A 24,290-nucleotide genomic window follows, 5' to 3' on the forward strand; every position below is an offset into this window, starting at 1 on the left:
TTCAGTCGTTATTATTAACGTGTTTCATTCGTGCGCCGGGATTCGACACCCTATCCCACCCGGTTCACGCATTCTAGCAACGACTAAGGACCACAATGCGCCACCTGGTTCTCATTTGCGGGGTTACTGAAACAGAAAAGCCGACCAGATGCACTGGTCGGCTTTTCAGAAAGGACAGGTCAGCGGGGCTACTTGAACAAAAGGTTTCCTGAAAGCCCTTCTTTCTCTAGTATTTCCCGCAGACGGCGAAGCGCCTCTACCTGGATCTGACGCACCCGCTCCCGGGTCAGCCCGATTTCCTGGCCGACTTCCTCCAGCGTGCTTACCGGGTAGCCACGCAGTCCAAAGCGCCGTGACAGAACTTCCTGTTGCTTTTCACTAAGCTGGTCGATCCATTTACCGAGACAGGAGCACATGTTGTTATCCTGAAGCAGATCGGCAGGATCAGAAGCGCCTTCATCAGCAACGGTATCGAGTAAGGACTTTTCTCCTCCTGAACCAATCGGCGTGTCCATGGAGGCAACCCGCTCATTCAGGCCGAGCATCCGTTTCACGTCCGCAGCCGGCTTGTCGACCATGCGGGCGATTTCTTCGGCGGAAGGCTCGTGATCCAGCTTCTGAGTCAACTCCCGCGCGGCGCGTAGATAAAGATTGAGTTCTTTGACCACGTGAATGGGCAAACGGATGGTCCGGGTCTGATTCATGATCGCCCGTTCAATGGTCTGGCGAATCCACCAGGTCGCGTAAGTCGAGAACCGGAAGCCACGCTCCGGATCAAACTTTTCCACTGCACGGATGAGACCGAGGTTACCTTCTTCAATCAGGTCCAGTAGCGTTAGTCCCCGGTTCACGTAACGGCGGGCGATTTTAACCACCAAGCGGAGGTTGCTTTCGATCATCCGTTTTCGACCGGACTCTTCGCCTTTGCGGGCAAGGCGGGCAAAATAGACTTCCTCTTCGGGAGTCAGGAGTGGAGAGAAACCGATTTCGTTGAGGTAAAGCTGGGTGGCATCCAGCTGTTTCTGACTGGTAAAATAACGCCCTTGGGTGGGAAAGTCGCCGCTGGATTCGGCACTGTCGCTACCGGATGAATCCTTCTCGACCTTCTCTTCGGCTAGCAGCTGATCCTCAGATTCTTCCAGATCCGCTACACGATCAATGATCACTTCATCTTGCTCTGCTGACATGGTTCTTGCCCCGCCTCTTAATAATCCTGGGTGTTGATCCAATACTTCTTGTTATTGCGGATCTTTTTCGTATCCGTGCTTTTTTCAGGACATCAGTTGGTTGGCCGGCCATCGCCGTAACCCTTGTTGTTTTTTTTTGCGGTTTTCTGTCAGTGCCAATTCAGGTGTTGGGCAGCATCCTGGCTGTCTGTTTGGTACTAGCGCGGAGGCAGATAATGGGCGGGATCAACCGGATTGCCATTTTTTCGTATCTCAAAATGCAACATGGGTCGTTCTGCGCCACTGCTACCGAGCTCAGCGATCACCTGACCGGCTTTCACATCCTCCCCTTCCTGCACCAGAATCTTCCGGTTGTGGGCGTAAGCGCTCAAATAACGCTCACTGTGGTTCACAATAATGAGGTTTCCGTAACCTAGCAACCCGTTGCCAGCGTATACCACGTTTCCGCTAGCAGCTGCCCTAACAGCATCCCCGGGTTTACCGGCAATATCAACTCCTTTGTTGACTTTCCCGGATGATGAATATCCAGCAATTACGGTGCCAATATGCGGCCAGCGCCAATTGATTCTGGCCACTGTCTGAGTCTGGGAAGCCAGCGGTGTTGCTCTGTCAGGTGCTCGAGTAACATCAGGTTTGGGCGATGTATCTGGCTTTGGAACACGCACCGTCGCCTGCCGGGATGGGCGAACAGAGGGGGTTGTGCGCGTGGATTGGTTTGACGATGTGGCGGATCCGCGAAGGTCGAGACGAAGTACCTGTCCCGCCCTGAGATGCCAGGGAGGACCAATGCCATTGGCACTGCCCAACTCCCTGTAGTCCCTGCCGTAGCGCCAGGCAATGCTATACAGGGTTTCTCCGGACTGAACCACATGGCGCCCCCAGTAAACGGGAGGATTGTAGAGATCGTCCTGGTAAATCGCCTGGCTGTTGCAGCCTCCCAGCAACACGAAAAGGGGCAGCATCAGCAGCAGAGTCGGACGACACAGGCCCGCTTTGGATGCACGAGTCGGTACGTGGGCACCGGATGGGAACCGCGGGGAGGCCGTTAATACGGCGATGATTAGCCCACGCAAAAATCTCACAGAAATAAGAGCTGTCCGGTTATGAAAAATCCGTATAAGAACTACAGAGTACCAAAGCAATTTCTAAAGTTTTTAGAGTAACTTGCTAATATATTGCACATTTCTATCCGGAATCCAAGTTACTCTGCGGCCACTATTGTTACCGCCCGAAACACCGGTTCTGCGCATCAGGTAACACTTTTGGCATCTTTCACATTTCGCTTTGCGCACCGCTTACAGGTTGCTGATACCGGCTTCCAACCCATTCCAGAGCGAAAACCAGAAACAATCCCGCCAAAGCCAGAACAATGGCCAGTGCGATCTGCGGGTCCTGCCCCGTCAGCTCCGCGTACGAAGCAGGCATAATACTTACCTCCTGCAATGGCACCTGCTCACCGGCACTGTTGGTGCGCCAGCTTAGGGTCTCCTTCCAGGGCCAGACTTTGTTCAGTGCGCCAATCATAAAGCCTGTCAGCAATGCCAGAACATGATCGTGAAAATGATGGAACGACCAGGTGATCAGTCGGGCAATCGACAATAACCCGACAACACATCCCGCCATAAACAAAAGCAGTATGCCGATATCTCCACCCTTTATGGCGGTCAAGACCGGTGAATACATGCCGATAATCAGCAAGATGAAGCTCCCGGAAATCCCCGGGAGGATCATGGCGCATATCGCCAGTGCACCGGCACCAAAAAAGAGCGGCGCGGAGGGTGTTGCCTGGCCAACCGACAGGGTCGTGATCCACCAGGCAACAGCAATGCCTGCACTCAGCGGGAGCACCAACGAATACCGGTATCGCCTGACCTGTCGCCCGACATGCCAGACGGAGGCAAGAATAAGGCCGAAGAAGAAACTCCAGATAAGCACCGGATAGGCCTCCAACGCAAAACTGATCGCAGAGGCAAGGGTCACAATACTGCCGAGAATGCCCGCCAGCAGGCACAACAGGAAGGCACCATCGATTTCGATCCAGAAGGACTTCAAATGGCCCCGGAAAAGATGCCGGAGTGCGGCTTTAGGCGCAGCATTGATCGCTTCCAGCAAGCGGAAATATATACCGGTGATGAACGCAATCGTGCCTCCGGATACCCCGGGGACGATATCCGCCGCTCCCATGGCAACACCCCGGAGGAAAATACCTACCGGCCGATGGCTACGATCCACTTCATCAGTGGCCGGTGTTGCTTCAACGCCCACGTCATTCAACGGATCACACCTCCTAACAAGGGCACAAAATAGACAGGCTCCAATTCCTGGTAATCAAAGTTGTCTCCCCTCCGAGTGACCTGCACCAGTACCTGTTCTTCTTCTCCGACCGGTGCGATCAGGACACCGCCATCACCGAGTTGGGCCAACAGCTCAGCCGGCACTTCTACCGGCGCCGCGGTCACGATAATACCGTCAAATGGCCCCCGGTCCGGCCAGCCCATGCCCCCATCGGCATGTTTGAGCAGCACGTTCCGGGCTCCAAGCTGCCTGAGACGATCTCTGGCACGGTCCTGCAACGGTTTTATGCGTTCAACACTGTAGATTTCATCAAACAAACGGGAGAGAACCGCCGTCTGATAGCCGGAACCGGTACCAAGCTCGAGAACACGGGCAGGCTCATGGGCCAGCAAAAGCTCCGTCATCCGGGCAACAATATAGGGCTGGGACAACGTTTGTCCGTGACCGATCGGCAAAGAAGTATCTTCGTAGGCTCGATGAGACAGGGCCTCGTCGAGAAATATATGGCGCGGAACCTCACCCATGGTTTCCAGCACCCGATCCGACTCGATCCCCGCCTCGCGGAGCCTCTGAACCAATCGCATTCTGGTTCGCCGGGATGTCATTCCGATGCCTTCCAGTTGCGCACTCATACCTGCCCCCCGAACCCATCCGGGAGCGCATCCACCCATTCATCCAGCGGCACCAGCGCTTCGTGACGCGTCATATCAACGTGGACGGGTGTAATCGACACATACCCCTCACGCACGGCATGGAAGTCGGTGCCTGGCCCGGCGTCGCCGCCCTCTCCTGCCGCACCGATCCAGTAACGTTCTTTGCCCCGGGGGCAGGTCATGGGTACTGCGCCCTCAGCTCGCTCACGACGCCCAAGACGGGTAACCCTGAAGCCTTTCAATTCATCCCATGGCACATCCGGGACATTGACGTTCAGAATCGATCGGGGCCCAAGAACCAGAGGACGGTTGTGCTCCAGCAACAGCCGAACAACCCGGGCAGCGGTTTCGTAGTGAAATAACCCCTCGTTGGCGAGGGACACGGCAATAGCCGGCAGTCCGAGATGGCGACCTTCCGTTGCAGCGGCCACGGTCCCGGAGTATATGATGTCATCGCCCAGATTGGCGTGGGTATTGATGCCGGAAACAACCCGGTCAAAGGGAACATCAAACAAACCATTGACCGCCAGATGGACACAATCGGTTGGTGTGCCATCAACTGACCGGAAGCCATTAGGGTGCTGTTCAACCGTTAACGGCCGATTGAGGGTCAGGGCATTACTTGCCCCGCTGTGATCTCGATCCGGGGCGACCACTTCCAGGTCACCCAGACCCCGAAGCCCTTCATACAGGGCTACCAGCCCCGGTGAATGAACCCCGTCGTCATTCGACAACAGAATACGCACGATGTTCTCCGCTAGCCTTGCTGTTTATTATGGTGGCCGAGGCTCATGTCCTCGATCTCAAAAATATCGTTCAGAATCGTAGTGGCATATTGTCCCGGGAGCAGGTTGAAACGCAGTTCCAGGGAGTCATTCGAAAACCACTTCCAGGACAGTTCTGCCGGAATGGTCGAGAGCGCCCTGCGCTCAGGCTGCATCCGGGTTGTTGAAAATACTTTCAGAAGCTCCGGAGCCTGCTCTGCCACTGCCTGTTCGAGTTGAGCTTGTTCCCCGGATGCACCAGATCCCCCATCCCCCCAGAGCGGCCCGGTGACCACACCCGGCTGATCAGGAAGACCCGTCTCACCCGAAAGGGGTTCCAACCAGCTCCCTTCCTCAACCCGACGCGCAAGCACTTCGTTGAAGATCCAGGAACGTGCCGCCGAAAAGTACAATACGTTTTTCGAGTCACGTCCGCCACTACGCTTTCCACGTCCTCGACCTTTGCCGCGACGACGCTGGTCCAGTGCGGACGGATCCATGACGGCTGCGCGATCAAGGTTGCCGCCATCAATCCCGAAGCGCTGGGGACCGAAGTAATTAGGTGCCCCACGCTCACGCAGGCTGGCCAGAGCCTGTTCAATATCGGATTTAACACCGTCCATGTCCCTGAGCGTGATCACAAAATGATTACACTGATGATCGCCACGGCGAAGCTTTCGGTGATAACGGCAGGCTTCGACAACCTTCCATTGTTGCGAGATTAGAGCAAGCACATCCGAGTCATTCGCCTGTTGCCCGGGACGATACAGGCTGAACCATTGCCGGGTTATGGCATGGCGATCCTTGAGGCCACTGAATCCGACATCAAGGTGACGACACCCTGACAGTTTCGCCAATTCGCGCGCCACGTACTCGGTGTTGTCCCCGGTCTTTTCAATGTGGACAAGGAGATGCTCACCCTCCCCAGGCACCTGCCCAGCAGAGAGACCCGTGACCATTCCGTCCAGCTTGAGGTCTTCGTAGACACAAAAATCCTCCGGGGAACGCTTGAGCCTTGCATGGGCGACTCGGCGTCCAGAAGACGTGGGCCAATCCAAACGCCATTTACTGTGAGATGGGGAGGCATTACTCACGAGGGCACAGCTTCCAGCAAACAAACGGCCTGACAGGCGATGCCCTCGCTCCGTCCGGTAAAGCCGAGCTTCTCCGTGGTGGTCGCTTTGACACTCACTCGACTGGCAGGAATGCCCAGATCTTCGGCGATGTTGAGGCGCATGGCTTCGACATGAGGCGCCATTTTTGGAGCCTGGGCAATAATGGTGCTATCAACATTGATGACCTGATACCCCTCTTCCGAGACCCGTTCCATCACCCGACGCAACAGATCCCGGCTATCCGCCCCGGCCCATTCTTCGCTCGTATCCGGGAACAAATGCCCAATGTCGCCAAGCGCAACCGCTCCAAGCAGCGCATCAGCAAGGGCATGCAGCAGCACATCGCCATCGGAGTGTGCTTTCAGGCCCTGACTATGGGGAATCGCAACACCGCCAAGAATAACGCGGTCACCGTCACAGAAGGCGTGAACATCAAAGCCCTGGCCAATTCGCATATTTCACTCCGGGAAACAAAACATTCAGAGACGGCTGAGAACGAAACCGGCTAACGCCAAGTCCGCCGGCACCGTAATTTTCAGGTTATCCGGTCTTCCTTCTACCAGAACCGGCATGTTACCGGAAAATTCCATGGCGGAGGACTCATCGGTGATCGGTTGCCTTTCAGCCAGGCTATTTTCAAGAGCCATTTTCAGGGCACCAATCCGGAACATCTGGGGCGTCAGTGCCCGCCAAAGTCGGCTGCGATCCACCGTTGCTTCCACTTCCGGTATCGCACCCCCACCTGCCTGTTTCAGGGTATCCGCAACAGGAGTCGCCAACAGTCCACCCACAGGATGGCTGGAAAGTGTGTCAATCAGATTAGCGAGATCGTCAGGATGAATACACGGCCGAGCGGCATCGTGCACAAGTACCCAGTCATTCTCATCGGCCTGACCTTCCAGGGCATGCAATGCCGACAATACAGAATCTGCTCTTTCCGAACCTCCGGTGCAGGTCTGAACACGATCATCGCCAGCCGCGGCTGAATCGGGCCACCACTGATCCTGCGCACTTAATGGGACCATACAGCCGGAAAAATCGGCGTGATCCAGCAATCGCGAAAGGGTGATGTCGAGGATAAAACGGTTATCGAGCTTGAGGTATTGCTTGGGGACGTCAGATTGCATCCGTTTGCCGATACCGGCGGCAGGAACGATAAGCCAGTACTTGGGGGATGTGGTCATTACAATTACTTGTCAACAACGAGAAAGAAGGTCTCGTCCTCGCGAATCAATCCAAGGTTCATTCGGGCCCGCTCCTCAACCGCACTTTGCTCGTTACGTAAGTTCCGGACCTCAGCGTAGAGCCGGTCATTACGAGCGGCCAGCTCGGCATTCTCGGCACGCTGCTCGGCAATGGACTGTTCCAGCGCCCAGACCTGCGCAAAGCTACCCTCCCCGACCCACAGGCGCACCTGTAGCAGGAGGATAAGTACAATCATTGTGGTCCAGAGTAGTTTCACGCCAATATCGTTCCGAAAAAAGCCGATCAAAAATTCATCGCTGGATGATGAGTATAGACCTTAGAGTAGATTAGCAACAAATTCTTCTAACTGATTGTGTAAAAAGGCCATCGGGCCCGGGTTCTCACCTCGGGCCCGATGGCCTTGGCATTCTTTACGCCACGATCATAACGATCGTGGCTAAAAAAGGGAACGCCGGGTATTAACCCTGCCCCTTGATCTCACTCAGGCCGCGGTAAGGTGCCTTGCCATCCAGCGCTTCTTCGATTCGCAGCAGCTGGTTGTACTTGGCAACCCGGTCGGAACGGCACAGGGAGCCCGTCTTGATCTGGCCGGCGCAAGTCGCCACAGCCAGATCCGCAATGGTGGTGTCTTCAGTTTCACCGGAGCGGTGCGAAATGACCGCCGTGTAACCGGCGTCCTGAGCCATCTTGATAGCATCCAGCGTTTCAGACAGGCTGCCGATCTGATTGAACTTGATCAGGATGGAGTTACCAACACCCTTATCGATACCCTGCTTCAGGATTTTCGTGTTGGTCACGAACAGATCATCGCCAACCAGTTGAACCTTCTCACCCAGCTTGTCGGTCAGAACCTTCCAACCGTCCCAGTCGCTCTCGTCCATTCCGTCTTCGATAGAAACGATGGGGTAGCGCTCGCACAGACCCGCCAGGTAATCGGCGAAGCCTTCAGAATCGAAGCTCTTGCCTTCGCCGGTCAGCTGGTACTGGCCATCTTTGTAGAACTCGGAGGACGCGCAGTCCAGGGCAAGAGTCACATCTTTGCCAAGCTCGTAACCGGCTTTCTCAACCGCTTCCTTGATGGCCGCCAGCGCTGCCTCATTTGACGGCAGGTTCGGCGCGAAGCCACCTTCGTCACCAACCGCGGTATTCAGCCCCTGGGCACTCAGAACTTTCTTCAGGCTGTGGAAGATCTCGGCACCGATGCGCAGCGCTTCGCCAAAACTCTTGGCGGAGACAGGCTGAACCATGAACTCCTGGATATCGACGTTGTTGTCTGCGTGCTCACCGCCGTTCAGGATGTTCATCATCGGAACCGGCATGGAAAATTTGCCAGAGGTACCATTTACATCGGCAATGTGCTCGTACAGCGGCTTGTCCAGGGCGGTCGCTGCCGCTTTGGCGGCGGCCAGGGACACAGCCAGAATGGCATTGGCGCCCAGAGTTGCCTTGTTGTCAGTGCCGTCGAGATCCAGCATGACCTGGTCCAGGCCACGCTGATCGGCAGCATCTTTACCCAGCAAGGCGTCGCGAATGGTGGTGTTCACAGCGTTAACCGCCTTGGTAACACCCTTGCCAAGGTAACGGGACTTGTCACCGTCACGCAGTTCGAGAGCCTCACGGGAACCGGTGGACGCGCCAGAGGGGGCACATGCACGGCCAAGTGTACCGTCTTCCAGAATCACGTCGGCTTCCACAGTCGGGTTACCGCGGGAATCCAGGACCTCACGAGCTTTGATGTTGGCAATCTTGGTCATTCTTCTGGGTCTCCAGGTTTTCAATGTCTAATCGTGTTCAAAAACAAACACCGCCAATCAGGCGGTGTCGACAGGTTTAAAACTTTTTATCAGGTCATCCACAGCCTTAACACGCTCGAGGAAAGGCTCCAACTGGCTCAGACGAAGCGCGCACGGACCATCACACTTTGCCTGATCGGGATCCGGGTGAGCTTCCAGGAACAACCCCGCCAGGCCCTGGGACATACCCGCCAGCGCCAAATCAGTAACCTGTGCTCGGCGGCCACCCGCAGAGTCGGCACGACCACCCGGCATTTGCAGTGAATGGGTAACGTCAAAGAACACCGGTACATTCATCTGCTTCATAATGCCAAAGCCAAGCATGTCGACCACCAGGTTGTTGTACCCGAAACTCGAACCACGTTCGCACAGGATGATCTGGTCATTACCGGCTTCTTCGCACTTCTTGATGATGTGCTTCATCTCCTGGGGTGCCAGGAACTGGGCCTTCTTGATGTTAATCACTGCGCCAGTGCGGGCCATGGCCACAACGAGATCGGTCTGCCGGCTCAGGAAAGCCGGCAACTGGATGATATCGCACACTTCAGCAGCAGGAGCTGCCTGATCCGGCTCATGAACGTCCGAGATAATCGGTACGCCATACTTGTCCTTGATATCCGCCAGGATCTGCAGCCCTTTCTCAAGGCCGGGGCCACGGAAAGAGTTGATCGACGAGCGATTGGCCTTGTCGAAGGATGCCTTGAACACGTAGGGGATTCCCAGACGCCCGCAGACATCCACGTACGTCTCGGCCACTTCAAAGGCAAGATCCCTGGACTCCAATACGTTCATGCCGCCGAACAGCACGAACGGCTTTTCGTTGGCAATCTCTATTCCCGAGACGGTCAGGTTGCTCCGGGCCATGATCAGGCTTCCTTCTGGCTCGCCAGCGCGGCCTTAACAAAGCCCTTGAACAGCGGATGGCCGTCGCGGGGCGTTGAGGTGAATTCCGGATGGAACTGGCACGCCACAAACCACGGATGATCCGGCGCTTCCACGACCTCAACCAGCTTGCCATCCGTAGAGCGACCGGAAACCCTCAGGCCAGCGCCTTCCAGCTGTGGCAGGAAATGGTTGTTTACTTCATAGCGATGACGATGACGCTCGCGGATCGTTTTCTTGCCGTAGCTATTAGCGATGGTCGAACCTTCAGTGAGCACACAGTCCTGGGCACCAAGACGCATGGTTCCACCCAGATCCGACTCTTCGGTACGCTCCTCACGTTCACCGGTCGCGTCCAGCCATTCGGTGATCAGGCCAACCACCGGCTCTGGCGTATGGGTGCGGAACTCGGTGCTGTGGGCGTCTTTCAGACCCGCGACATTACGGGCATATTCAATGACCGCCACCTGCATCCCCAAACAGATACCGAGATACGGAACCTTGTTCTCTCGGGCATACTGGACCGTACGGATCTTGCCCTCGACACCCCGTTCACCGAAACCACCCGGAACCAGGATTGCATCGGCGGACTTGAGCGCCCCGACACCGTCCCGCTCGATGTCCTCGGAATCGATATAGTTGATGTTGACCTTGGTGCGGGTCTTGATGCCGGCGTGCAGCAAAGACTCAATCAGCGACTTGTACGCATCCAGCAGTTCCATGTATTTGCCGACCATGGCGATGGTCACTTCGTGCTCCGGATTCATCAGAGCATCGACAACACCGTCCCACTCTCCAAGATCCGCGTTACGGGCGTCCAGATTGAAGCGCTCGATGACCAACTGATCCAGGCCGTGCTCATGGAGCATCCGGGGGATGGCGTAGATAGACTTGGCATCCTCAAGCGGGATAACCGCACGCTCTTCAACGTTGGTAAACAGGGCAATCTTACGACGGGAGCTGGCATCCACCTCATGCTCGGAACGGCACAGCAGGATATCCGGCTGCAGGCCGATGGAGCGCATTTCCTTCACGGAGTGCTGGGTCGGCTTGGTCTTGATCTCGCCGGCCGTGGCAATGTAGGGAACCAGAGTGAGGTGCATGAACAACGCACGCTGGGAACCCACCTCAACCTTGAGCTGACGACAGGCTTCCAGGAACGGGAGAGATTCGATATCACCGACGGTGCCGCCAATCTCGATCAGCGCCACATCCACACCGGCTGCACCCTCAACCACACGACGTTTGATCTCGTCGGTAATATGGGGGATGACCTGTACGGTACCGCCCAGGTAATCGCCACGACGCTCCTTGCGGATAACCTCTTCGTAGACACGGCCGGTCGTAAAGTTGTTGCGGCGGCTCATCCGGGTGCGGATAAAACGCTCGTAGTGGCCCAGATCAAGGTCGGTTTCCGCGCCATCATCGGTGACAAAAACCTCGCCGTGCTGGAACGGGCTCATGGTGCCGGGGTCTACGTTAATGTAGGGATCCAGCTTGAGAATAGTGACCTTCAGGCCGCGTGCTTCGAGGATGGCTGCCAGTGATGCAGAGGCAATACCCTTCCCCAGGGAAGACACGACACCGCCGGTGACGAAAATATAACGCGTCATGCAGATTCCGTGATTATCTGGTTCGGTGAAGGAGGGAGATTGTTCATCTCAAGATGGGACGCCAGACTACCAGAAAGCCCCCCCTGACTCAATCACAATCCCGCTCTACAACCAGCCGCCAGCCAGCGGCATGGGCGTCTCCGGAGTATTGGTCAGAACACCACAAATCGCCAACCGCAACCAACTCCTCTTCTCCTTCGGAAACCGCAAAAAACAACGGCATCCGGGGCCTTTCCCAGGGGGGAACACCTTGTTCCTGGAACCAGGTTTTCAACCGCCTGGACGGCCCACCCGGGTGTGGACGCAGGGTTTCACCTCCCTGCCTCGTAGATATCCGTATTGGCTTGGCAGCATTTTCAGGGTTGGCACCGGCAACCGGTTCCAGGCGAACATACCACTCCCCCCAGCGGACCGACTCTCCCGGCTCAAGCAAAATGTCGGAATCAGGAAACTCAGCGGGATCCGGAACCAGCCAAAGCCATCCCTGAAAACGACGAACACTGAACCCTGCACCACGTAATTCGGGCTCACGGTCATCGCCGGCATATAACAGGTCGTTCGCCACCTGCCCCCAATCTGCCAATGTCGGCACCGGTGATCCGCTTGTCCGGATCCACCAGAAAAGGAGGTTTTTCCGCTCAGCGTCGGACAGGGCCTGAACCCCCTCAACCGACAGCCGGCCCGCGTCGTCCATCAGCTCTCCCAACTGAAGTGAGGCCAGGCGCTGATGAAGCTGTTCACTTTCGGCACAGGCACTGGAGGTGTGCTTAAGCCTCCTGGTTAACCCCGGCCACCGAGACCTGAGCCTTGGCAAAATGGCGTGTCGGAGATAATTGCGGTCATAGCCTTCGTCGGCGTTGCTTGGATCCTCGACCCAGGACAATCCGGCTTGACGGGCACACGCCACCAGACCGGCGCGCTCAAATTCGAGAAGGGGACGAACCAGCTCACCAGCGCCCAGCGCCCGGCTTCTAGGCATACCAGCCAGGCCAGCCACACCACTGCCCCTCAGAAATCGGAAAAGCATGGTTTCAGCCTGATCATCAGCATGATGGGCCATCAACAGCAGGTCGCCGGCTTCAAGAAGCTCTTCAAACACCTGATAGCGGGCATTACGCGCCGCTTCTTCGATGCCTCCCGGGCCCGATTCAGTACCGTTTTTCTCGACCGTCACAGGACGGACGATGACTGGCACACCCAGCGCCTTGCATTCGGCACGACAGTGCGCCTCGGTGTCGCCGGCATTGGACTGCAACTGGTGATTGATATGAATGGCGCCCACAGGCACACGCCCCTGATGGCAATGGACAACCAGGTGAAGAAGGAGAACCGAATCCAGACCACCACTGAGGGCGACCCAGAGACGGTCGTGTTCAGGCAGGTTCCTGACCGAAGCACACACCGCTTCCGGCCAGGTAAATCCGGTTGCGGGCTTAGCGCCCGCTTTCATAACGGGTCAATCGCTCGTACCGCCGGGCAACCAGCTCGTCTACTGGCAGACGGCTGAGCTCGGACACACCCTTGCTCAACACCGCCTTCAGGGACTCGGACATATCCTCCGGGCTACGATGGGCGCCGCCCATCGGCTCCTGCACTACGTTATCCGCCAGCCCGAGATCCTTAAGGCGATCGGCCGTCACACCCATGGCCTCGGCGGCCTGGGCCGCGTATTCCGCGCTTTTCCAGAGAATCGAGGCGCAGCCTTCCGGAGAAATAACCGCGTAAGTGGAGTACTGCAGCATGTTGAGCTGATCGCAGACGCCAATTGCCAGGGCTCCACCGGAGCCGCCCTCACCGATTACGGTCGAGATGATCGGAGTCTTCAGCCGGGACATGACCGCCAGGTTGAAGGCGATGGCTTCACTCTGGCCGCGCTCTTCCGCTCCGATTCCGGGGTACGCACCCGGGGTGTCAATGAAGGTGAGTATTGGCATTTTGAAACGCTCTGCCATCTCCATCAGACGCAGGGCCTTGCGATAACCCTCGGGACGGGGCATGCCGAAGTTGCGTTTAACCTTGTCCCGTACTTCCCGGCCTTTCTGGTGGCCGATAATCATCACCGGCTTGTCGTCCAGCCGCGCGGTGCCACCCACGATCGCCAGATCGTCGGCGTAGCGACGGTCGCCATGCAGCTCATCAAAATCTTCGAAGATGGACTCAATGTAGTCCAGGGTATACGGCCGCCGGGGATGTCGGGCCAGACGCGCCACATCCCAGGGCTGGAGATTCGAGAAGATACTCTCGGTAAGGCTGACACTCTTCTTCTTCAGCCGGGTAATCTCATCGTTGATGTTGATATCGGTGTCGTTACCCACCATCCGAAGCTCTTCGATTTTGGCTTCAAGGTCGGCAATAGGCTGTTCGAAATCCAGATAATTAGGGTTCATGATGTTCCATCATTTGATTGTCAGGCAGAAACACACTCCGCCAAATCAGAATTTGGGACAAAGATAGCAGCGCCCGGTGGCTGGCTAAAGCGGACCTTTGTATGAGTCCGCATTCTGACAAACTTTTAATATTCCACGCAGTTAAACCCGGATAGCCAGTCCGCGCCTTGCCCGGCTACCTCAATCATAGACCAGTTCTACGCACTGGTCGCCCACCAGGTACCGAAGCTCCAGGAGCAAATTGTCGTCGGGCTGAACTCGCCAGGATTCACCGAGCTCGATCCGGGTCTTTGCCTCCGGACTGCTGTACTCAATCCAGACCGGACTCCCGTCACAGCGGAAAGGCCTGAGCGTATGATCCAGCTTGTCCAGAAGGCCGTTCTGCAACTGATCCGCATGCAGATTCAGTTGCAACCCTCGGCTGAACTGCTGACGCGCCGTTGCAACGTCCATCACCGAACTCACGCGCATTTTCATCTGCCCGGAGTAATCGTCATGGCTAACCTGCCCCTCAACCACAATGACCTGGTCCGACTGCAACAGCTCCCGGTTCTCAAAAAATGCCTCAGAGAACAGAGTGGCCTCGATACGGCCGCTGCGGTCGTCCAGCGTTATAAAGCACATGGTGGAGCCGGTCTTGGTCTTCATGGTGCGCTGGGCCACGACCAGCCCCGCAACCCGCTGGGGGGACTTGTTGGGTTTGAGGTCCACGATGGATGAACGGACAAACCGACGCACCTCTTTCTCGTATTCATCGAACGGGTGGCCGGTCAGGTAGAGGCCCAGAGTGTCCTTCTCCCCCTTGAGGCGTTCTTTTTCCGGCCACTCCCGAACACCCGCCACATCGGCGTATGGGTCTTCGCCCTCACCGCCGCTTTCGAGCATTTCCCCGAACATGTCCATCATACCGGCCGCATCGTTACGGGATTGTTGATCCGCTTGCTGAACCGCTTTGTCGATACTGGCCATCAGTTGCGCACGTCCGGCACCGAGCTTGTCCATCGCACCGGCCCGGATCAGGGCTTCCATGGCACGCTTGTTCACTTTTTTCAGGTCGACGCGACGGCAGAAATCGAAAATGTCCTGGAACGGGCCGTCCTGGGCCGCTTCAACGATGCTTTCGATCGGTCCTTCACCCAACCCCTTGATGGCGCCGAGACCGTAAACAATCTGGCCATCGTCGTTAACGGTGAAGGTATAGGCCGAGCGGCTCACGTCTGGCACCAGAAGGTCCAGCTTCATGTTCCGGCATTCTTCCACCAGCGTCACCACCTTGTCGGTGTTCTGCATATCGGCGGTGAGTACCGCAGCCATGAATTCGGCCGGGTAATGGGCTTTCAGCCAGAGCGTCTGGTAGGAAACCAGGGCGTATGCCGCAGAGTGGGATTTGTTGAAGCCATAGCCGGCAAACTTTTCCACCAGGTCGAAAATGTTTTCGGCCAGTGTCTTATCAATGCCATTGTTCTCACACCCTTCCAGGAAGACAGCTTTCTGCTTGGCCATTTCCTCGGGTTTTTTCTTACCCATGGCCCGTCGCAGCATGTCTGCACCGCCCAGGGTGTAGCCCGCCATAACCTGGGCGATCTGCATGACCTGCTCCTGGTAGAGGATAACCCCGTAAGTGGGCTCCAGAACGGGCTGCAGTCCTGCGTACTGGTAATCCGGATGCGGGTACGACATCGGCTGGCGACCATGCTTCCGGTCGATAAAGTCGTCCACCATGCCCGACTGAAGAGGCCCGGGCCGGAACAGGGCCACCAGGGCGATCATATCTTCAAGAGAGTCCGGCTGCAGGCGTCGGATCAAATCCTTCATACCCCGGGATTCCAGCTGGAACACCGCGGTGGTCTCGGCCTTTTTGAGCATGTCGAACGAGGGTTTGTCGTCCAACGGAATGGTTGCGATGTCCAGTTCACCCTCCCCGCGCTTCTCCCTGCGCGGGTTAATCATGTTCAGGGCCCACTTGATGATGGTCAGGGTCCGCAGACCGAGGAAGTCGAATTTGACCAACCCGGCGTCTTCCACGTCGCCCTTGTCAAACTGGGTGACCAGGCTTCCACCTTCGTCATCACAGTAAAGCGGCGAAAAGTCGGTAATCTTGGTCGGGGCAATAACGACACCACCGGCGTGTTTACCGGCATTCCGGCACACCCCTTCCAGCTTGAGCGCCATCTCCCAGATTTCCTGGGCTTCCTCATCCTGCTCCAGGAAGTCCTTGAGCTGGGGTTCCTCTTCAATGGCCCTGTCCAGGGTCATGCCCGGCTCAAACGGGATCAGCTTGGACAGCTTGTCCGCCAGACCGTAGGACTTACCCTGAACCCGGGCAACGTCCCGCACTACCGCCTTGGCCGCCATGGTACCGAAAGTGATGATCTGGGATACCGCCTCGCGCCCGTATTTGCGCGCGGTATAGTCGATCACGCGATCCCGTCCTTCCATGCAGAAGTCGACGTCGAAGTCAGGCATGGATACCCGTTCCGGGTTGAGGAATCGCTCGAAAAGCAAATCGTATTCCAGCGGATCCAGGTCCGTGATCAGTAGCACATAAGCGACCAGCGAGCCGGCACCAGAACCCCGGCCCGGCCCTACCGGCACGCCGTTGTTCTTGGCCCACTTGATGAAGTCCATAACGATCAGGAAGTATCCCGGGAACCCCATCTGGATGATAATATCCAGCTCAAAATTCAGGCGCTTGTAATAGGCCTCCCGCTTCTTGTCGTACTCCGGATCATCCTTGCTCAGAATCGTCTTGAGGCGCTCTTCCAACCCCTCCTCGGAGGCATGACGGAAATACTCGTCCATGGTCATGCCTTCCGGGATCGGATAATCCGGCAGGAAGTACTCACCCATCCTGACTTTCACAGAGCAACGACGGGCAATCTCAACCGTATTCTCGACCGCCTCCGGGATGTCCGAGAAAAGCTCGATCATCTCATCGGCACTGCGGAGGTACTGCTGATCGCTGAAGCGCCGGTCACGACGGGGATCATCTAGCGTTCGGCTTTCACCAATGCAGACCCGGGCCTCATGGGCTTCGAAGTCGTCTGCCGTCAAAAAGTGCACGTCGTTTGTCGCGACCACCGGCAAACCAAGCTCGCCGGCAAGCTCCACACTCATGTGCAGACAATCCTCGTCCCCGGCACGCCCCGTACGCTGAAGCTCGAGGTAGTAGCTGTCCGGATAGAGGTTTTTCCAGTATTCCGCTCGCTCCCGGGCCAGTTCGGGTTTCCCCGCCAGCAGCGCCTTGCCGACATCGCCCAGTTTGGCACCGGACAGGGCGATCAGACCGTCCGGCCGTGCTTCCAGCCACTCACGCCGGATAATCGGCTTGCCAAAACGCTGTCCCTCGGTAAAACCCAGGGAGATAACTTCGGTGAGGTTGAGGTAACCGTCACCATTTCGGGCAAGCAGCGTCAGGCGGAAAGGATTTTCTGGTTCATCCGGATTCTCCAGCCACAGATCTGCGCCGATAATGGGCTTCACTCCGGCGCCGGTGGCCGCTTTGTAAAAACGGACCAGCGAGCACATGTTGGATTGCTCTGTCAGTCCCACGGCGGGCATTCCCAGCTCGGCAACACGACCGATCAACGGTTTGACCCGGACCAGGCCATCCACCATGGAGTATTCAGAATGAACCCGGAGGTGTACAAAAGTCTGTGGCATAACGTCAGGTGATTCCTGCTACTAGAATATTCAGGGCTGGCACTTAACCGCCAATCAGGGCCCGGATGTCCGATTCTGTCTGAGGGCCGAACCGGGTCTCCACCAATTCGCCCTCGGGATTAACAATAAACGTGGCAGGAAGTCCAACCGGCATCTGCCAACCGAACGCTGGCCCGGGGTCCTTGTTCAGCAAGGTATAACCAATACCCATCTTCTCTCCAAGAGCCGCCAGGGCCTTTCCCTCAACACCGTCAAAATTAACGCCAAGAACCGCAATGTCCGGCGCTTTGTCCAGCTCATTCAGATCCGGAATTTCCTCAAGGCAAGGCTTGCACCATTCAGCCCAGTAATTCACCAGGACCCATTGCCCTCTGAACTTGTCCCATCCAATAGCAGGCGCATCCGCCCGCTCAAGCTCAATCCTTTCACACGCGGCGGTCAGCAGCATGGTGACTACCAGACCAAGTCGCAGCATACCTCCGGAAAACCTCCGGAATGCAGGGTACTGCACGGGAAAACCTCCTGTTAGACTACTGTCCACAAAACTGCTGTATCCATTCAGATAATCAGGCACGAAGATGACAGAACCAACCCGGATTTTCCACAACCCACGCTGTTCAAAATCCCGTCAAACCCTTGAACTGCTTAAAGAACAAGGCATTGAACCTGAAATCGTACGCTATCTGGAAACACCGCCATCGGCCCAGGAACTGTCAGACATTCTGCAACAGCTTGACTGTGAGCCGCGAGACCTGATGCGGGTCAAGGAAAGCGAATACAAGGAGCAGGGGCTCGACAATCCTGACCTGAGCCGTGAGCAGCTCATTGCTGCCATGGTCGAGACACCCAAACTGATCGAGCGGCCCATTGTACTCGCCAATGGCAAGGCAGCGGTAGGACGACCGCCAGAAAATGTGCTTTCAATCCTCTGAACTCGATGACACAAGGAACTCAGGCCATGGCGGATCAATCCCCCTACATTCTCGTGCTCTATTACAGTCGCACCGGTCAGACCGCCGAAATGGCGGCCCAGATCGGTCGGGGCGTGAGTCGGGTTACCGGTATTGATGCCCGTATTCGCAGTGTGCCGCCGGTGGCACCTGAGACCCGAGAGACGCTTCCGCCGGTGCCCGACGCCGGCGCTCCCTATGCTACCAAGGAGGACCTGTCCGGTTGCTCGGGCCTGGCTCTGGGCAGCCCTACCCGGTTCGGTAATATGGCAGCACCGCTGAAACATTTTCTCGATACCACCGGTGATATCTGGCTCGCAGGCACTTTGGCGGGCAGGCCGGCTGGAGCCTTCACCTCTACCGGGAGCCTTCATGGAGGGCAGGAAACCACGCTCGTGACCATGATGATGCCACTGCTTCACCATGGCATGGTGCTATGCGGCCTGCCTTATTCGGAAAGCGCTCTGTCAAAGACCGAAACCGGCGGAACGCCTTACGGCCCGAGTCACTGGGCAGGCACTGAAGAACAACTGGCACTGAGTTCCGATGAAAAGGCTCTCTGCCAGGCATTCGGTGAACGCCTGGCAACCATCGCGCTTAAGCTTGCCAGCTAAAACACCGCCACCCAACTCCATGCATTCTGGATATCGCACCATGCTGCACAATCCCAAAGCGAAAACGACAGCTCTGCTGACCTCCATTGTCTATCTCGCTGTTCTGGTCACGCTATTACTGACCACTTTCTTACCGGCTCCCGTTGAGGGCGTCTCGGTTCCGCTGATGCTATCGGTGAAGCTTCTGCCACTGCTGGCCTTCGCGATTCCTGTCTTTCGTGGCCACAATAAAGGATATATCTGGTTGGCCTTTGTGGTGATTTTCTACTTTACCCAAGCTGTGGTCTCAGCCTGGCTGAGTGAAGGAGCGCCTGGCCCCGTTATTCTCACGGTGCTAACGCTTGCGCTGTTTGTCATTGCCATGATTCACCTCAAAGTGAACCGTCCGGTGGCTGAATGAACGAAGCGCTGCCGCCTGTTCCTCCCCAGGGCCCGTTATCGCTCAGAGACCTTTGTACCGCGCTGGTCAGCAGTGGCGAAATCACCCAGGACGACGCAGAGCGCGTCCTGAGCGCCAACCTGGGCTCAGTGTCAGGAGGCAGCCAGGGCGCAAAACGCCATCCACTTGAATTGGTTGCCATAGCGGGCCTGACCAGCAGGTCTTCCGGTCGAACGCTCGATCTCGACACGTTAACCAAATGGCTTGCCGGATGGGCTGATCAGCCGTACTACCACATCGATCCCCTGAAAATTGATACCCCGGCGATTGCTCAGGTCATGTCCTACGCCTTTGCACAACGCCACGGTATTCTCGCGGTGGACATAGGTGCCCATGAGGTGGTCATTGCCAGTGCCGAGCCCTTCAAAAGCGACTGGGAAGGCAATCTGGGCCAGGCCGTGCGCAAAGACATTCGGCGAGTCGTGGCGAACCCCGAGGACATACGGCGCTACACCGTTGAGTTCTACCAGTTGGCCAACTCCGTTAGTAAGGCCGGCGGCCAGCAAACCCCTGGCGGCTCTGCCGGCTCGCAGAATTTCGAACAGTTGCTGGACCTGGGCTCCAATGAAAATCCCGATGCCAATGATCAACACGTTGTCCGGATCGTTGACTGGCTTCTGCAATACGCTTTCGATCAGCGAGCCTCGGACATCCACATCGAACCGAGGCGCGGCGTCACCCAGGTGCGCTTCCGCATCGACGGTGTGCTGCACAACGTATATGAGTTTCCGGAACATGTCGGCATCGCAGTCACCAGTCGCCTCAAGATTCTGGGCCGCCTGAACGTCGCGGAAAAGCGCCGGCCGCAGGATGGCCGAATCAAGACCCGCAAACCCGATAACAACGAAGTGGAATTGCGGCTGGCCACCATGCCGACGGCCTTTGGCGAAAAAATGGTGATGCGTATCTTCGATCCCGATGTGCTGCTTAAAAGCTACGAACAGCTTGGATTCAGCAAGGAGGATCAGCAACGCTGGCACGACATAACAACCCGTCCCTATGGCATTGTTCTGGTAACCGGCCCGACCGGATCCGGCAAAACCACGACGCTCTACTCCACACTTAAGCAGATCGCGTCACCCGAGCTGAACGTGTGCACCATCGAAGATCCCATCGAAATGGTGGAGCCGGCATTCAACCAGATGCAGGTTCAGGCCAATATTGATCTGACCTTTGCCGCAGGCGTTCGGGCGCTCCTGCGCCAGGACCCGGACATCATTATGATTGGTGAGATTCGGGATCTTGAAACCGCCGAAATGGCTGTTCAGGCGGCGCTGACAGGGCACCTCGTACTGTCGACCCTCCATACCAACGATGCACCCAGTGCGATTACGCGGCTGCTGGAATTGGGCATACCGCCCTACCTGATCCGTGCGACCGTTCTCGGCGTGATGGCTCAGCGTCTGGCACGTACTCTATGCTCTCACTGCAAGGCCCCGGGGCCTTCCGACGAACAGGCGTGGCAGACATTGACCCGCCCCTGGAAAGCCCCCACACCCAGGCAGTTCTATCATCCGGTCGGGTGTCTCGAATGCCGCAATACCGGCTACATGGGGCGTGCGGGTGTCTATGAAATCATGCCGCTGTCGGGCAACCTGGTTCGACAGATCACGGAGCGCTGTGAGCTGGAGCAGCTCAGACTGGACGCCTACAAGGAAGGCATGAAATCCCTGCGCCTGAGCGGGGCGCAGAAAGTCGCAGCCGGCCTGACAACGGTCGAGGAAATTCTGAGGGTGACTCCCGAGAGCCAGCGCTGACTCACGCCCCGGGGCGCAAGCCGCACTGCTCCAGAAGGTCCTGCCAGCGCCGGGTATGACGCATGATCGACGCATCCAGTTGGCGCCAAATGCTCTCATCCGCCGCAGCGGCCAGATAACGCCGGTACCATGCCTTGAACCCCTCCGGCATAATCGCCAGCTGTTGCTGCGCCAGGTCTGCCAGGGGCTCGATCAGCACCTGCCTGGCCCGGCGTACGTCGCTGAGGTACGGCTGCACTTTCCCGATATAGATGCTGAAAAACATGTTCTGGACAATATCGGATTGATTGTTCGATTTACCATTCAGGCATAGAGGGCGACCTTCCAATCGCTGCTGGATCAGAGCCGAGGCGTCATCAAGCCGGGCACTCAGAAGTACTGCACTGTTGATGAGCTGACCCGCGCGGTGCTCGGCCTGCCATCGCTGCTGGACGGGTCCGGCGAAATCCAGATTGACCTCAAGTTGGCCCGCCAGTACCTGGGCCACGGCCTGGTTCAGTTGGCGGGCATCAAGCGCGAGATCGGACACCGGATTACCTTCAGACGCGACCGGGTATTGACCCTTTGAGAGTGAAAACAGGGGCTCGATTTCCTGCCCACCCCAGGTCGCATTCCAGACCGCAATGGGCAGCGATTCCCGCTTGCTTTCAATCGCCTGCTCGAGCACCTCAACCAGGTCTTCATCCTCTGTCTCCGGCAGACACTCCCTGGCAGCCCGAATAAAACGCACTTCATAACGCAACCGGTTAAGCGGTTGCATCACCCTCCCCAGAACCGAATTTTTCTCGCCAACCACAACCTGTAATTCACAACCATAGAGGGACAAGAAATCCAGCATTCCCAACTCCAGCTCGGGCATCTCAAGGGCGCGTTCCCGTCGTCTCGGGAGCAATGAAGGGGATTCAATCGGGGAAAACTGTGGCTCGGATTCCAGAACCCGGGCGACCCGCTCCACGTATTCATCCATCATGGAGCGGGCATCAGAGAAGGGATTACAGCCAGTGAGTGCAACAAGGAGTAGTGCCTGGGCCGCCAACCGGAGAAGCTGTTTTCCGGGCATAGTCACCTCACTGGTCAATGCATGGGGCTAGCGCGTTTTCAGGAGCTGGTCCACCTCCGAAAAATCCTGCGCTACGAAACGGGAAGTCTCCGGAGCATCGCCGTCCCGCACCAGCCAAGCCGTCCGCATTCCCGCCTCTTCAGCGGCTGCCAGCTCGGCCTCGACATCGGAAAGGAAAAGCACAGTACTGGCTTCCACGCCCAACTCCCCAAGAATATTACGATAGGAATCCGCTTCTTTCTTACCGCCAATGCGGGTATCAAAGTAACCGGAAAAACAGGGGGTAAAATCGCCAACGGTGGTGTGACCGAATATCAGTTGCTGGGCCTTCACGGAGCCCGATGAATACACAAACAGGCGTAGTCCCCGATCATGCCAGCGCTGAAGATAGTCCGCCGCATCGTCATAAATGTGGCCCTTCAATTCCCCCTGATGATAGCCCTGCTCCCAGACCATCCCCTGGAGTGCCTTGAGGGGCGTTTCCTTTCTGTCTTCCCTGATCCAGGTTTGCAGAACCTCAACGAGCCCCTCAATATCATCACGGCTGACTCCGGAGCGCTCAGCCACTGCTGCAAGTTGCTCCGCGACAGCCGGGTTCGTCTCGTGCTGGTCCCGCACATAACCTGGCAGATGCTCACTCGCGTAGGGAAAAAGCACATCATGCACAAACGAGATCGAACTGGTTGTGCCTTCGATATCGGTCAGGATAACCCTGATCATCCAGCCGCTCCTGCCAGAACCTCATATCGCGGCAGACGAGAGGCAATATCTTCGCCCGTAAACTCGGCGACCCAGCCTTCGGTATTGGTAAACAGGCGAATACAGGTGAACTCCGGTTCCGGGCCCATGTCGAACCAGTGGCGAGTGCCATCCGGGACGCTGATCAAATCACTCTTCTCACACAGAAGCGCATACACCTGATCCCCGAAATGAAGATAAAACAGGCCATTGCCGCGAACGAAGAAGCGAACCTCATCCTCGCTGTGGGTATGTTCATCCAGGAATTTCTGACGAAATGCTGCTTTCTGAGGGTTGTCCGCTTGCAGACTGACGACATCGGCCGTCTGAAACCCGCACTCCTGCTTGAGGCTCGCGACTTCATCGCTGTATGCCTCCAGTATTTCCTCCTGGGAGGCATCGGCAGGCAGATCGCGGGTATCCCAGCGTTCAAACCGAACCCCGTGCTCGGCCATCATGTCACGGATTTCAGACGCATCCGAGGTAACGGTATGAGCTTTCTCAGGCTGATCCTGGTGAAAAACACTCAAGGTAGTCATGGGCGGACCCTCATGGTTTCAAGTTCACATTCAAGCAGGAATTCAAAGGCTTCAACATGGCGCAGACAATCGGCCATGGTCTTGCCCCAGGTATAGAGGCCGTGCCCTCTTATGAGGTAACCGGGCTGCTCCGGGTGATCAGCAAACCAGGCCTTGGTCTGTTCTGCCAGGGCCGTGATGTCCTGGGTATTATCGAACACGGGAATTTCCAGCACCGATTCATGACTCTGCACACCGCTAAAGGCCTTCTGCAATTCGTAGCCTTCCAGCTTCAAAGGCGTTCCCGGGGGCAAAAGCCGGCTGAGGACAGTCGCATTTACGGAATGGGTATGCAAGACGGCGCCAACATCCGGAAAGATGTCATAGAGGACGGTATGCAACAGGGTTTCTGCCGAGGATTTACACTCGCTCTGGACAGGCCGCCCCTCGAGATCAACCACCATGACATCACCGGCACCGAGTTCGCCCTTGTGGCGCCCGGACACTGTGATGGCAACGTGGTGTTCATCAATGCGCGCTGAGTAGTTGCTACTGGTCGCCGGAGACCAGCCCTGACCATAGAGAAAACGGCCAGCGGCGATAATGGTATCGGCTGCGGCAGCATATCGGGTGACATCAAACACGGGCTTTCTCCC

General features: G+C 56.9%; 24 protein-coding genes. 4 read left to right on the forward strand and 20 right to left on the reverse strand.

The features are described from left to right. Nucleotides 1-188: 188 nt before the first annotated feature. From rpoS to D777_RS06205, 16 genes are all read right to left on the reverse strand, one after another. Nucleotides 189-1,187 (reverse strand): RNA polymerase sigma factor RpoS, encoded by a 999-nt coding sequence (rpoS, locus tag D777_RS06130; RefSeq protein ID WP_036129512.1) that lies wholly within the window; start codon nt 1,185-1,187, stop codon nt 189-191. Between the two features lie 197 nt (nt 1,188-1,384). Then, nucleotides 1,385-2,149 (reverse strand): peptidoglycan DD-metalloendopeptidase family protein, encoded by a 765-nt coding sequence (locus D777_RS06135; protein WP_201443346.1) that lies wholly within the window; start codon nt 2,147-2,149, stop codon nt 1,385-1,387. A gap of 310 nt (nt 2,150-2,459) precedes the next feature. After that, a complete protein-coding gene (locus tag D777_RS06140; RefSeq protein ID WP_081849481.1) occupies nt 2,460-3,371 on the reverse strand; it encodes a DUF368 domain-containing protein in 912 nt (303 codons plus the stop codon). A gap of 86 nt (nt 3,372-3,457) precedes the next feature. After that, complete coding sequence (locus D777_RS06145; RefSeq protein ID WP_036129514.1) at nt 3,458-4,114, reverse strand: protein-L-isoaspartate(D-aspartate) O-methyltransferase; 657 nt, start codon at nt 4,112-4,114, stop codon at nt 3,458-3,460. Continuing rightward, nucleotides 4,111-4,881 carry a 5'/3'-nucleotidase SurE gene (surE, locus tag D777_RS06150; protein WP_036129515.1) on the reverse strand — a complete coding sequence of 257 codons (771 nt, stop codon included), beginning with the start codon at nt 4,879-4,881 and terminating at the stop codon, nt 4,111-4,113. The genes D777_RS06145 and surE overlap by 4 nt, the downstream gene beginning before the upstream one ends. A gap of 11 nt (nt 4,882-4,892) precedes the next feature. Further along, nucleotides 4,893-5,993: a tRNA pseudouridine(13) synthase TruD gene (gene truD / locus D777_RS06155; protein ID WP_036129516.1), complete on the reverse strand. Its 1,101-nt coding sequence runs from the start codon at nt 5,991-5,993 to the stop codon at nt 4,893-4,895. Continuing rightward, on the reverse strand, nt 5,990-6,469 hold the full coding sequence (gene ispF / locus D777_RS06160) for a 2-C-methyl-D-erythritol 2,4-cyclodiphosphate synthase (RefSeq protein ID WP_036129517.1): 480 nt from the start codon (nt 6,467-6,469) through the stop codon (nt 5,990-5,992). The genes truD and ispF overlap by 4 nt, the downstream gene beginning before the upstream one ends. Nucleotides 6,470-6,493: 24 nt before the next feature. Further along, nucleotides 6,494-7,198 (reverse strand): 2-C-methyl-D-erythritol 4-phosphate cytidylyltransferase, encoded by a 705-nt coding sequence (ispD, locus tag D777_RS06165; RefSeq protein WP_036129518.1) that lies wholly within the window; start codon nt 7,196-7,198, stop codon nt 6,494-6,496. 5 nt (nt 7,199-7,203) lie between these two features. Continuing rightward, nucleotides 7,204-7,455: a septum formation initiator family protein gene (locus D777_RS06170; RefSeq protein ID WP_051668958.1), complete on the reverse strand. Its 252-nt coding sequence runs from the start codon at nt 7,453-7,455 to the stop codon at nt 7,204-7,206. A 223-nt stretch (nt 7,456-7,678) separates the two neighbouring features. Next, nucleotides 7,679-8,974, reverse strand: a complete 1,296-nt coding sequence (gene eno / locus D777_RS06175) for a phosphopyruvate hydratase (protein WP_036129519.1) — start codon at nt 8,972-8,974, stop codon at nt 7,679-7,681. Nucleotides 8,975-9,031: 57 nt separating this feature from the next. Next, the gene (gene kdsA, locus D777_RS06180; RefSeq protein ID WP_036129520.1) at nt 9,032-9,877 is read right to left on the reverse strand and encodes a 3-deoxy-8-phosphooctulonate synthase; all 846 of its coding nucleotides are present in this window, start codon (nt 9,875-9,877) and stop codon (nt 9,032-9,034) included. 2 nt (nt 9,878-9,879) lie between these two features. After that, nucleotides 9,880-11,508: a CTP synthase gene (locus tag D777_RS06185; protein WP_036129521.1), complete on the reverse strand. Its 1,629-nt coding sequence runs from the start codon at nt 11,506-11,508 to the stop codon at nt 9,880-9,882. 88 nt (nt 11,509-11,596) lie between these two features. Then, nucleotides 11,597-12,958: a tRNA lysidine(34) synthetase TilS gene (gene tilS / locus D777_RS06190; protein WP_036129522.1), complete on the reverse strand. Its 1,362-nt coding sequence runs from the start codon at nt 12,956-12,958 to the stop codon at nt 11,597-11,599. Further along, nucleotides 12,942-13,895, reverse strand: coding sequence for an acetyl-CoA carboxylase carboxyl transferase subunit alpha (accA, locus tag D777_RS06195; RefSeq protein ID WP_036129523.1), 954 nt, complete (start codon nt 13,893-13,895; stop codon nt 12,942-12,944). Before accA ends, tilS begins: the two co-directional genes overlap by 17 nt. Before the next feature lie 180 nt (nt 13,896-14,075). Further along, nucleotides 14,076-17,558 carry a DNA polymerase III subunit alpha gene (gene dnaE / locus D777_RS06200; protein WP_036129524.1) on the reverse strand — a complete coding sequence of 1,161 codons (3,483 nt, stop codon included), beginning with the start codon at nt 17,556-17,558 and terminating at the stop codon, nt 14,076-14,078. Nucleotides 17,559-17,601: 43 nt separating this feature from the next. Then, nucleotides 17,602-18,069, reverse strand: a complete 468-nt coding sequence (locus tag D777_RS06205; RefSeq protein WP_036129643.1) for a TlpA family protein disulfide reductase — start codon at nt 18,067-18,069, stop codon at nt 17,602-17,604. Between the two features lie 67 nt (nt 18,070-18,136). On the opposite strand from D777_RS06205, the gene arsC reads away from it, so the two are divergent. Genes arsC through D777_RS06225 form a run of 4 tightly spaced genes read left to right on the forward strand, consistent with a single transcriptional unit; the run spans nt 18,137 to nt 21,318 of the window. Further along, nucleotides 18,137-18,490, forward strand: coding sequence for an arsenate reductase (glutaredoxin) (gene arsC / locus D777_RS06210; RefSeq protein WP_036129525.1), 354 nt, complete (start codon nt 18,137-18,139; stop codon nt 18,488-18,490). Nucleotides 18,491-18,516: 26 nt separating this feature from the next. Next, entirely contained in the window at nt 18,517-19,122 is a 606-nt protein-coding gene (gene wrbA / locus D777_RS06215; RefSeq protein WP_036129526.1) for an NAD(P)H:quinone oxidoreductase, read from the forward strand. A 40-nt stretch (nt 19,123-19,162) separates the two neighbouring features. Next, a complete protein-coding gene (locus tag D777_RS06220; protein ID WP_036129527.1) occupies nt 19,163-19,522 on the forward strand; it encodes a DUF2069 domain-containing protein in 360 nt (119 codons plus the stop codon). Then, complete coding sequence (locus tag D777_RS06225; RefSeq protein ID WP_051668959.1) at nt 19,519-21,318, forward strand: GspE/PulE family protein; 1,800 nt, start codon at nt 19,519-19,521, stop codon at nt 21,316-21,318. The genes D777_RS06220 and D777_RS06225 overlap by 4 nt, the downstream gene beginning before the upstream one ends. A gap of 1 nt (nt 21,319) precedes the next feature. Here D777_RS06225 and D777_RS06230 read toward each other — a convergent pair whose 3' ends face one another. The 4 genes from D777_RS06230 to D777_RS06245 are packed head-to-tail and all read right to left on the reverse strand — an operon-like array spanning nt 21,320 to nt 24,278. Next, a complete protein-coding gene (locus tag D777_RS06230; protein ID WP_036129528.1) occupies nt 21,320-22,378 on the reverse strand; it encodes a DUF3080 domain-containing protein in 1,059 nt (352 codons plus the stop codon). Nucleotides 22,379-22,405: 27 nt separating this feature from the next. Beyond that, on the reverse strand, nt 22,406-23,098 hold the full coding sequence (mtnC, locus tag D777_RS06235; protein ID WP_036129529.1) for an acireductone synthase: 693 nt from the start codon (nt 23,096-23,098) through the stop codon (nt 22,406-22,408). Then, entirely contained in the window at nt 23,095-23,655 is a 561-nt protein-coding gene (locus tag D777_RS06240; RefSeq protein WP_036129530.1) for a 1,2-dihydroxy-3-keto-5-methylthiopentene dioxygenase, read from the reverse strand. The genes mtnC and D777_RS06240 overlap by 4 nt, the downstream gene beginning before the upstream one ends. Continuing rightward, nucleotides 23,652-24,278: a methylthioribulose 1-phosphate dehydratase gene (locus D777_RS06245; protein WP_036129531.1), complete on the reverse strand. Its 627-nt coding sequence runs from the start codon at nt 24,276-24,278 to the stop codon at nt 23,652-23,654. Before D777_RS06245 ends, D777_RS06240 begins: the two co-directional genes overlap by 4 nt. Nucleotides 24,279-24,290: the final 12 nt, after the last annotated feature.

It is taken from the genome of Marinobacter nitratireducens (genome assembly GCF_000708045.1).
Classification (GTDB): domain Bacteria; phylum Pseudomonadota; class Gammaproteobacteria; order Pseudomonadales; family Oleiphilaceae; genus Marinobacter; species Marinobacter nitratireducens.

Bases quoted from the DNA above. Each gene is read 5' to 3' on its own strand.
- D777_RS06220 (WP_036129527.1), top strand. From the start codon at position 19,163: ATGCTGCACAATCCCAAAGCGAAAACGACAGCTCTGCTGACCTCCATT.
- D777_RS06225 (WP_051668959.1), top strand. From the start codon at position 19,519: ATGAACGAAGCGCTGCCGCCTGTTCCTCCCCAGGGCCCGTTATCGCTC.
- D777_RS06170 (WP_051668958.1), bottom strand. From the start codon at position 7,455: ATGATTGTACTTATCCTCCTGCTACAGGTGCGCCTGTGGGTCGGGGAG.
- accA (WP_036129523.1), bottom strand. From the start codon at position 13,895: ATGAACCCTAATTATCTGGATTTCGAACAGCCTATTGCCGACCTTGAA.
- D777_RS06240 (WP_036129530.1), bottom strand. From the start codon at position 23,655: ATGACTACCTTGAGTGTTTTTCACCAGGATCAGCCTGAGAAAGCTCAT.
- rpoS (WP_036129512.1), bottom strand. From the start codon at position 1,187: ATGTCAGCAGAGCAAGATGAAGTGATCATTGATCGTGTAGCGGATCTG.
- wrbA (WP_036129526.1), top strand. From the start codon at position 18,517: ATGGCGGATCAATCCCCCTACATTCTCGTGCTCTATTACAGTCGCACC.
- ispD (WP_036129518.1), bottom strand. From the start codon at position 7,198: ATGACCACATCCCCCAAGTACTGGCTTATCGTTCCTGCCGCCGGTATC.
- dnaE (WP_036129524.1), bottom strand. From the start codon at position 17,558: ATGCCACAGACTTTTGTACACCTCCGGGTTCATTCTGAATACTCCATG.
- D777_RS06185 (WP_036129521.1), bottom strand. From the start codon at position 11,508: ATGACGCGTTATATTTTCGTCACCGGCGGTGTCGTGTCTTCCCTGGGG.
- D777_RS06230 (WP_036129528.1), bottom strand. From the start codon at position 22,378: ATGCCCGGAAAACAGCTTCTCCGGTTGGCGGCCCAGGCACTACTCCTT.
- arsC (WP_036129525.1), top strand. From the start codon at position 18,137: ATGACAGAACCAACCCGGATTTTCCACAACCCACGCTGTTCAAAATCC.
- D777_RS06145 (WP_036129514.1), bottom strand. From the start codon at position 4,114: ATGAGTGCGCAACTGGAAGGCATCGGAATGACATCCCGGCGAACCAGA.
- eno (WP_036129519.1), bottom strand. From the start codon at position 8,974: ATGACCAAGATTGCCAACATCAAAGCTCGTGAGGTCCTGGATTCCCGC.
- ispF (WP_036129517.1), bottom strand. From the start codon at position 6,469: ATGCGAATTGGCCAGGGCTTTGATGTTCACGCCTTCTGTGACGGTGAC.
- D777_RS06140 (WP_081849481.1), bottom strand. From the start codon at position 3,371: ATGGGAGCGGCGGATATCGTCCCCGGGGTATCCGGAGGCACGATTGCG.
- D777_RS06135 (WP_201443346.1), bottom strand. From the start codon at position 2,149: ATGCTGCCCCTTTTCGTGTTGCTGGGAGGCTGCAACAGCCAGGCGATT.
- tilS (WP_036129522.1), bottom strand. From the start codon at position 12,958: ATGAAAGCGGGCGCTAAGCCCGCAACCGGATTTACCTGGCCGGAAGCG.
- mtnC (WP_036129529.1), bottom strand. From the start codon at position 23,098: ATGATCAGGGTTATCCTGACCGATATCGAAGGCACAACCAGTTCGATC.
- kdsA (WP_036129520.1), bottom strand. From the start codon at position 9,877: ATGGCCCGGAGCAACCTGACCGTCTCGGGAATAGAGATTGCCAACGAA.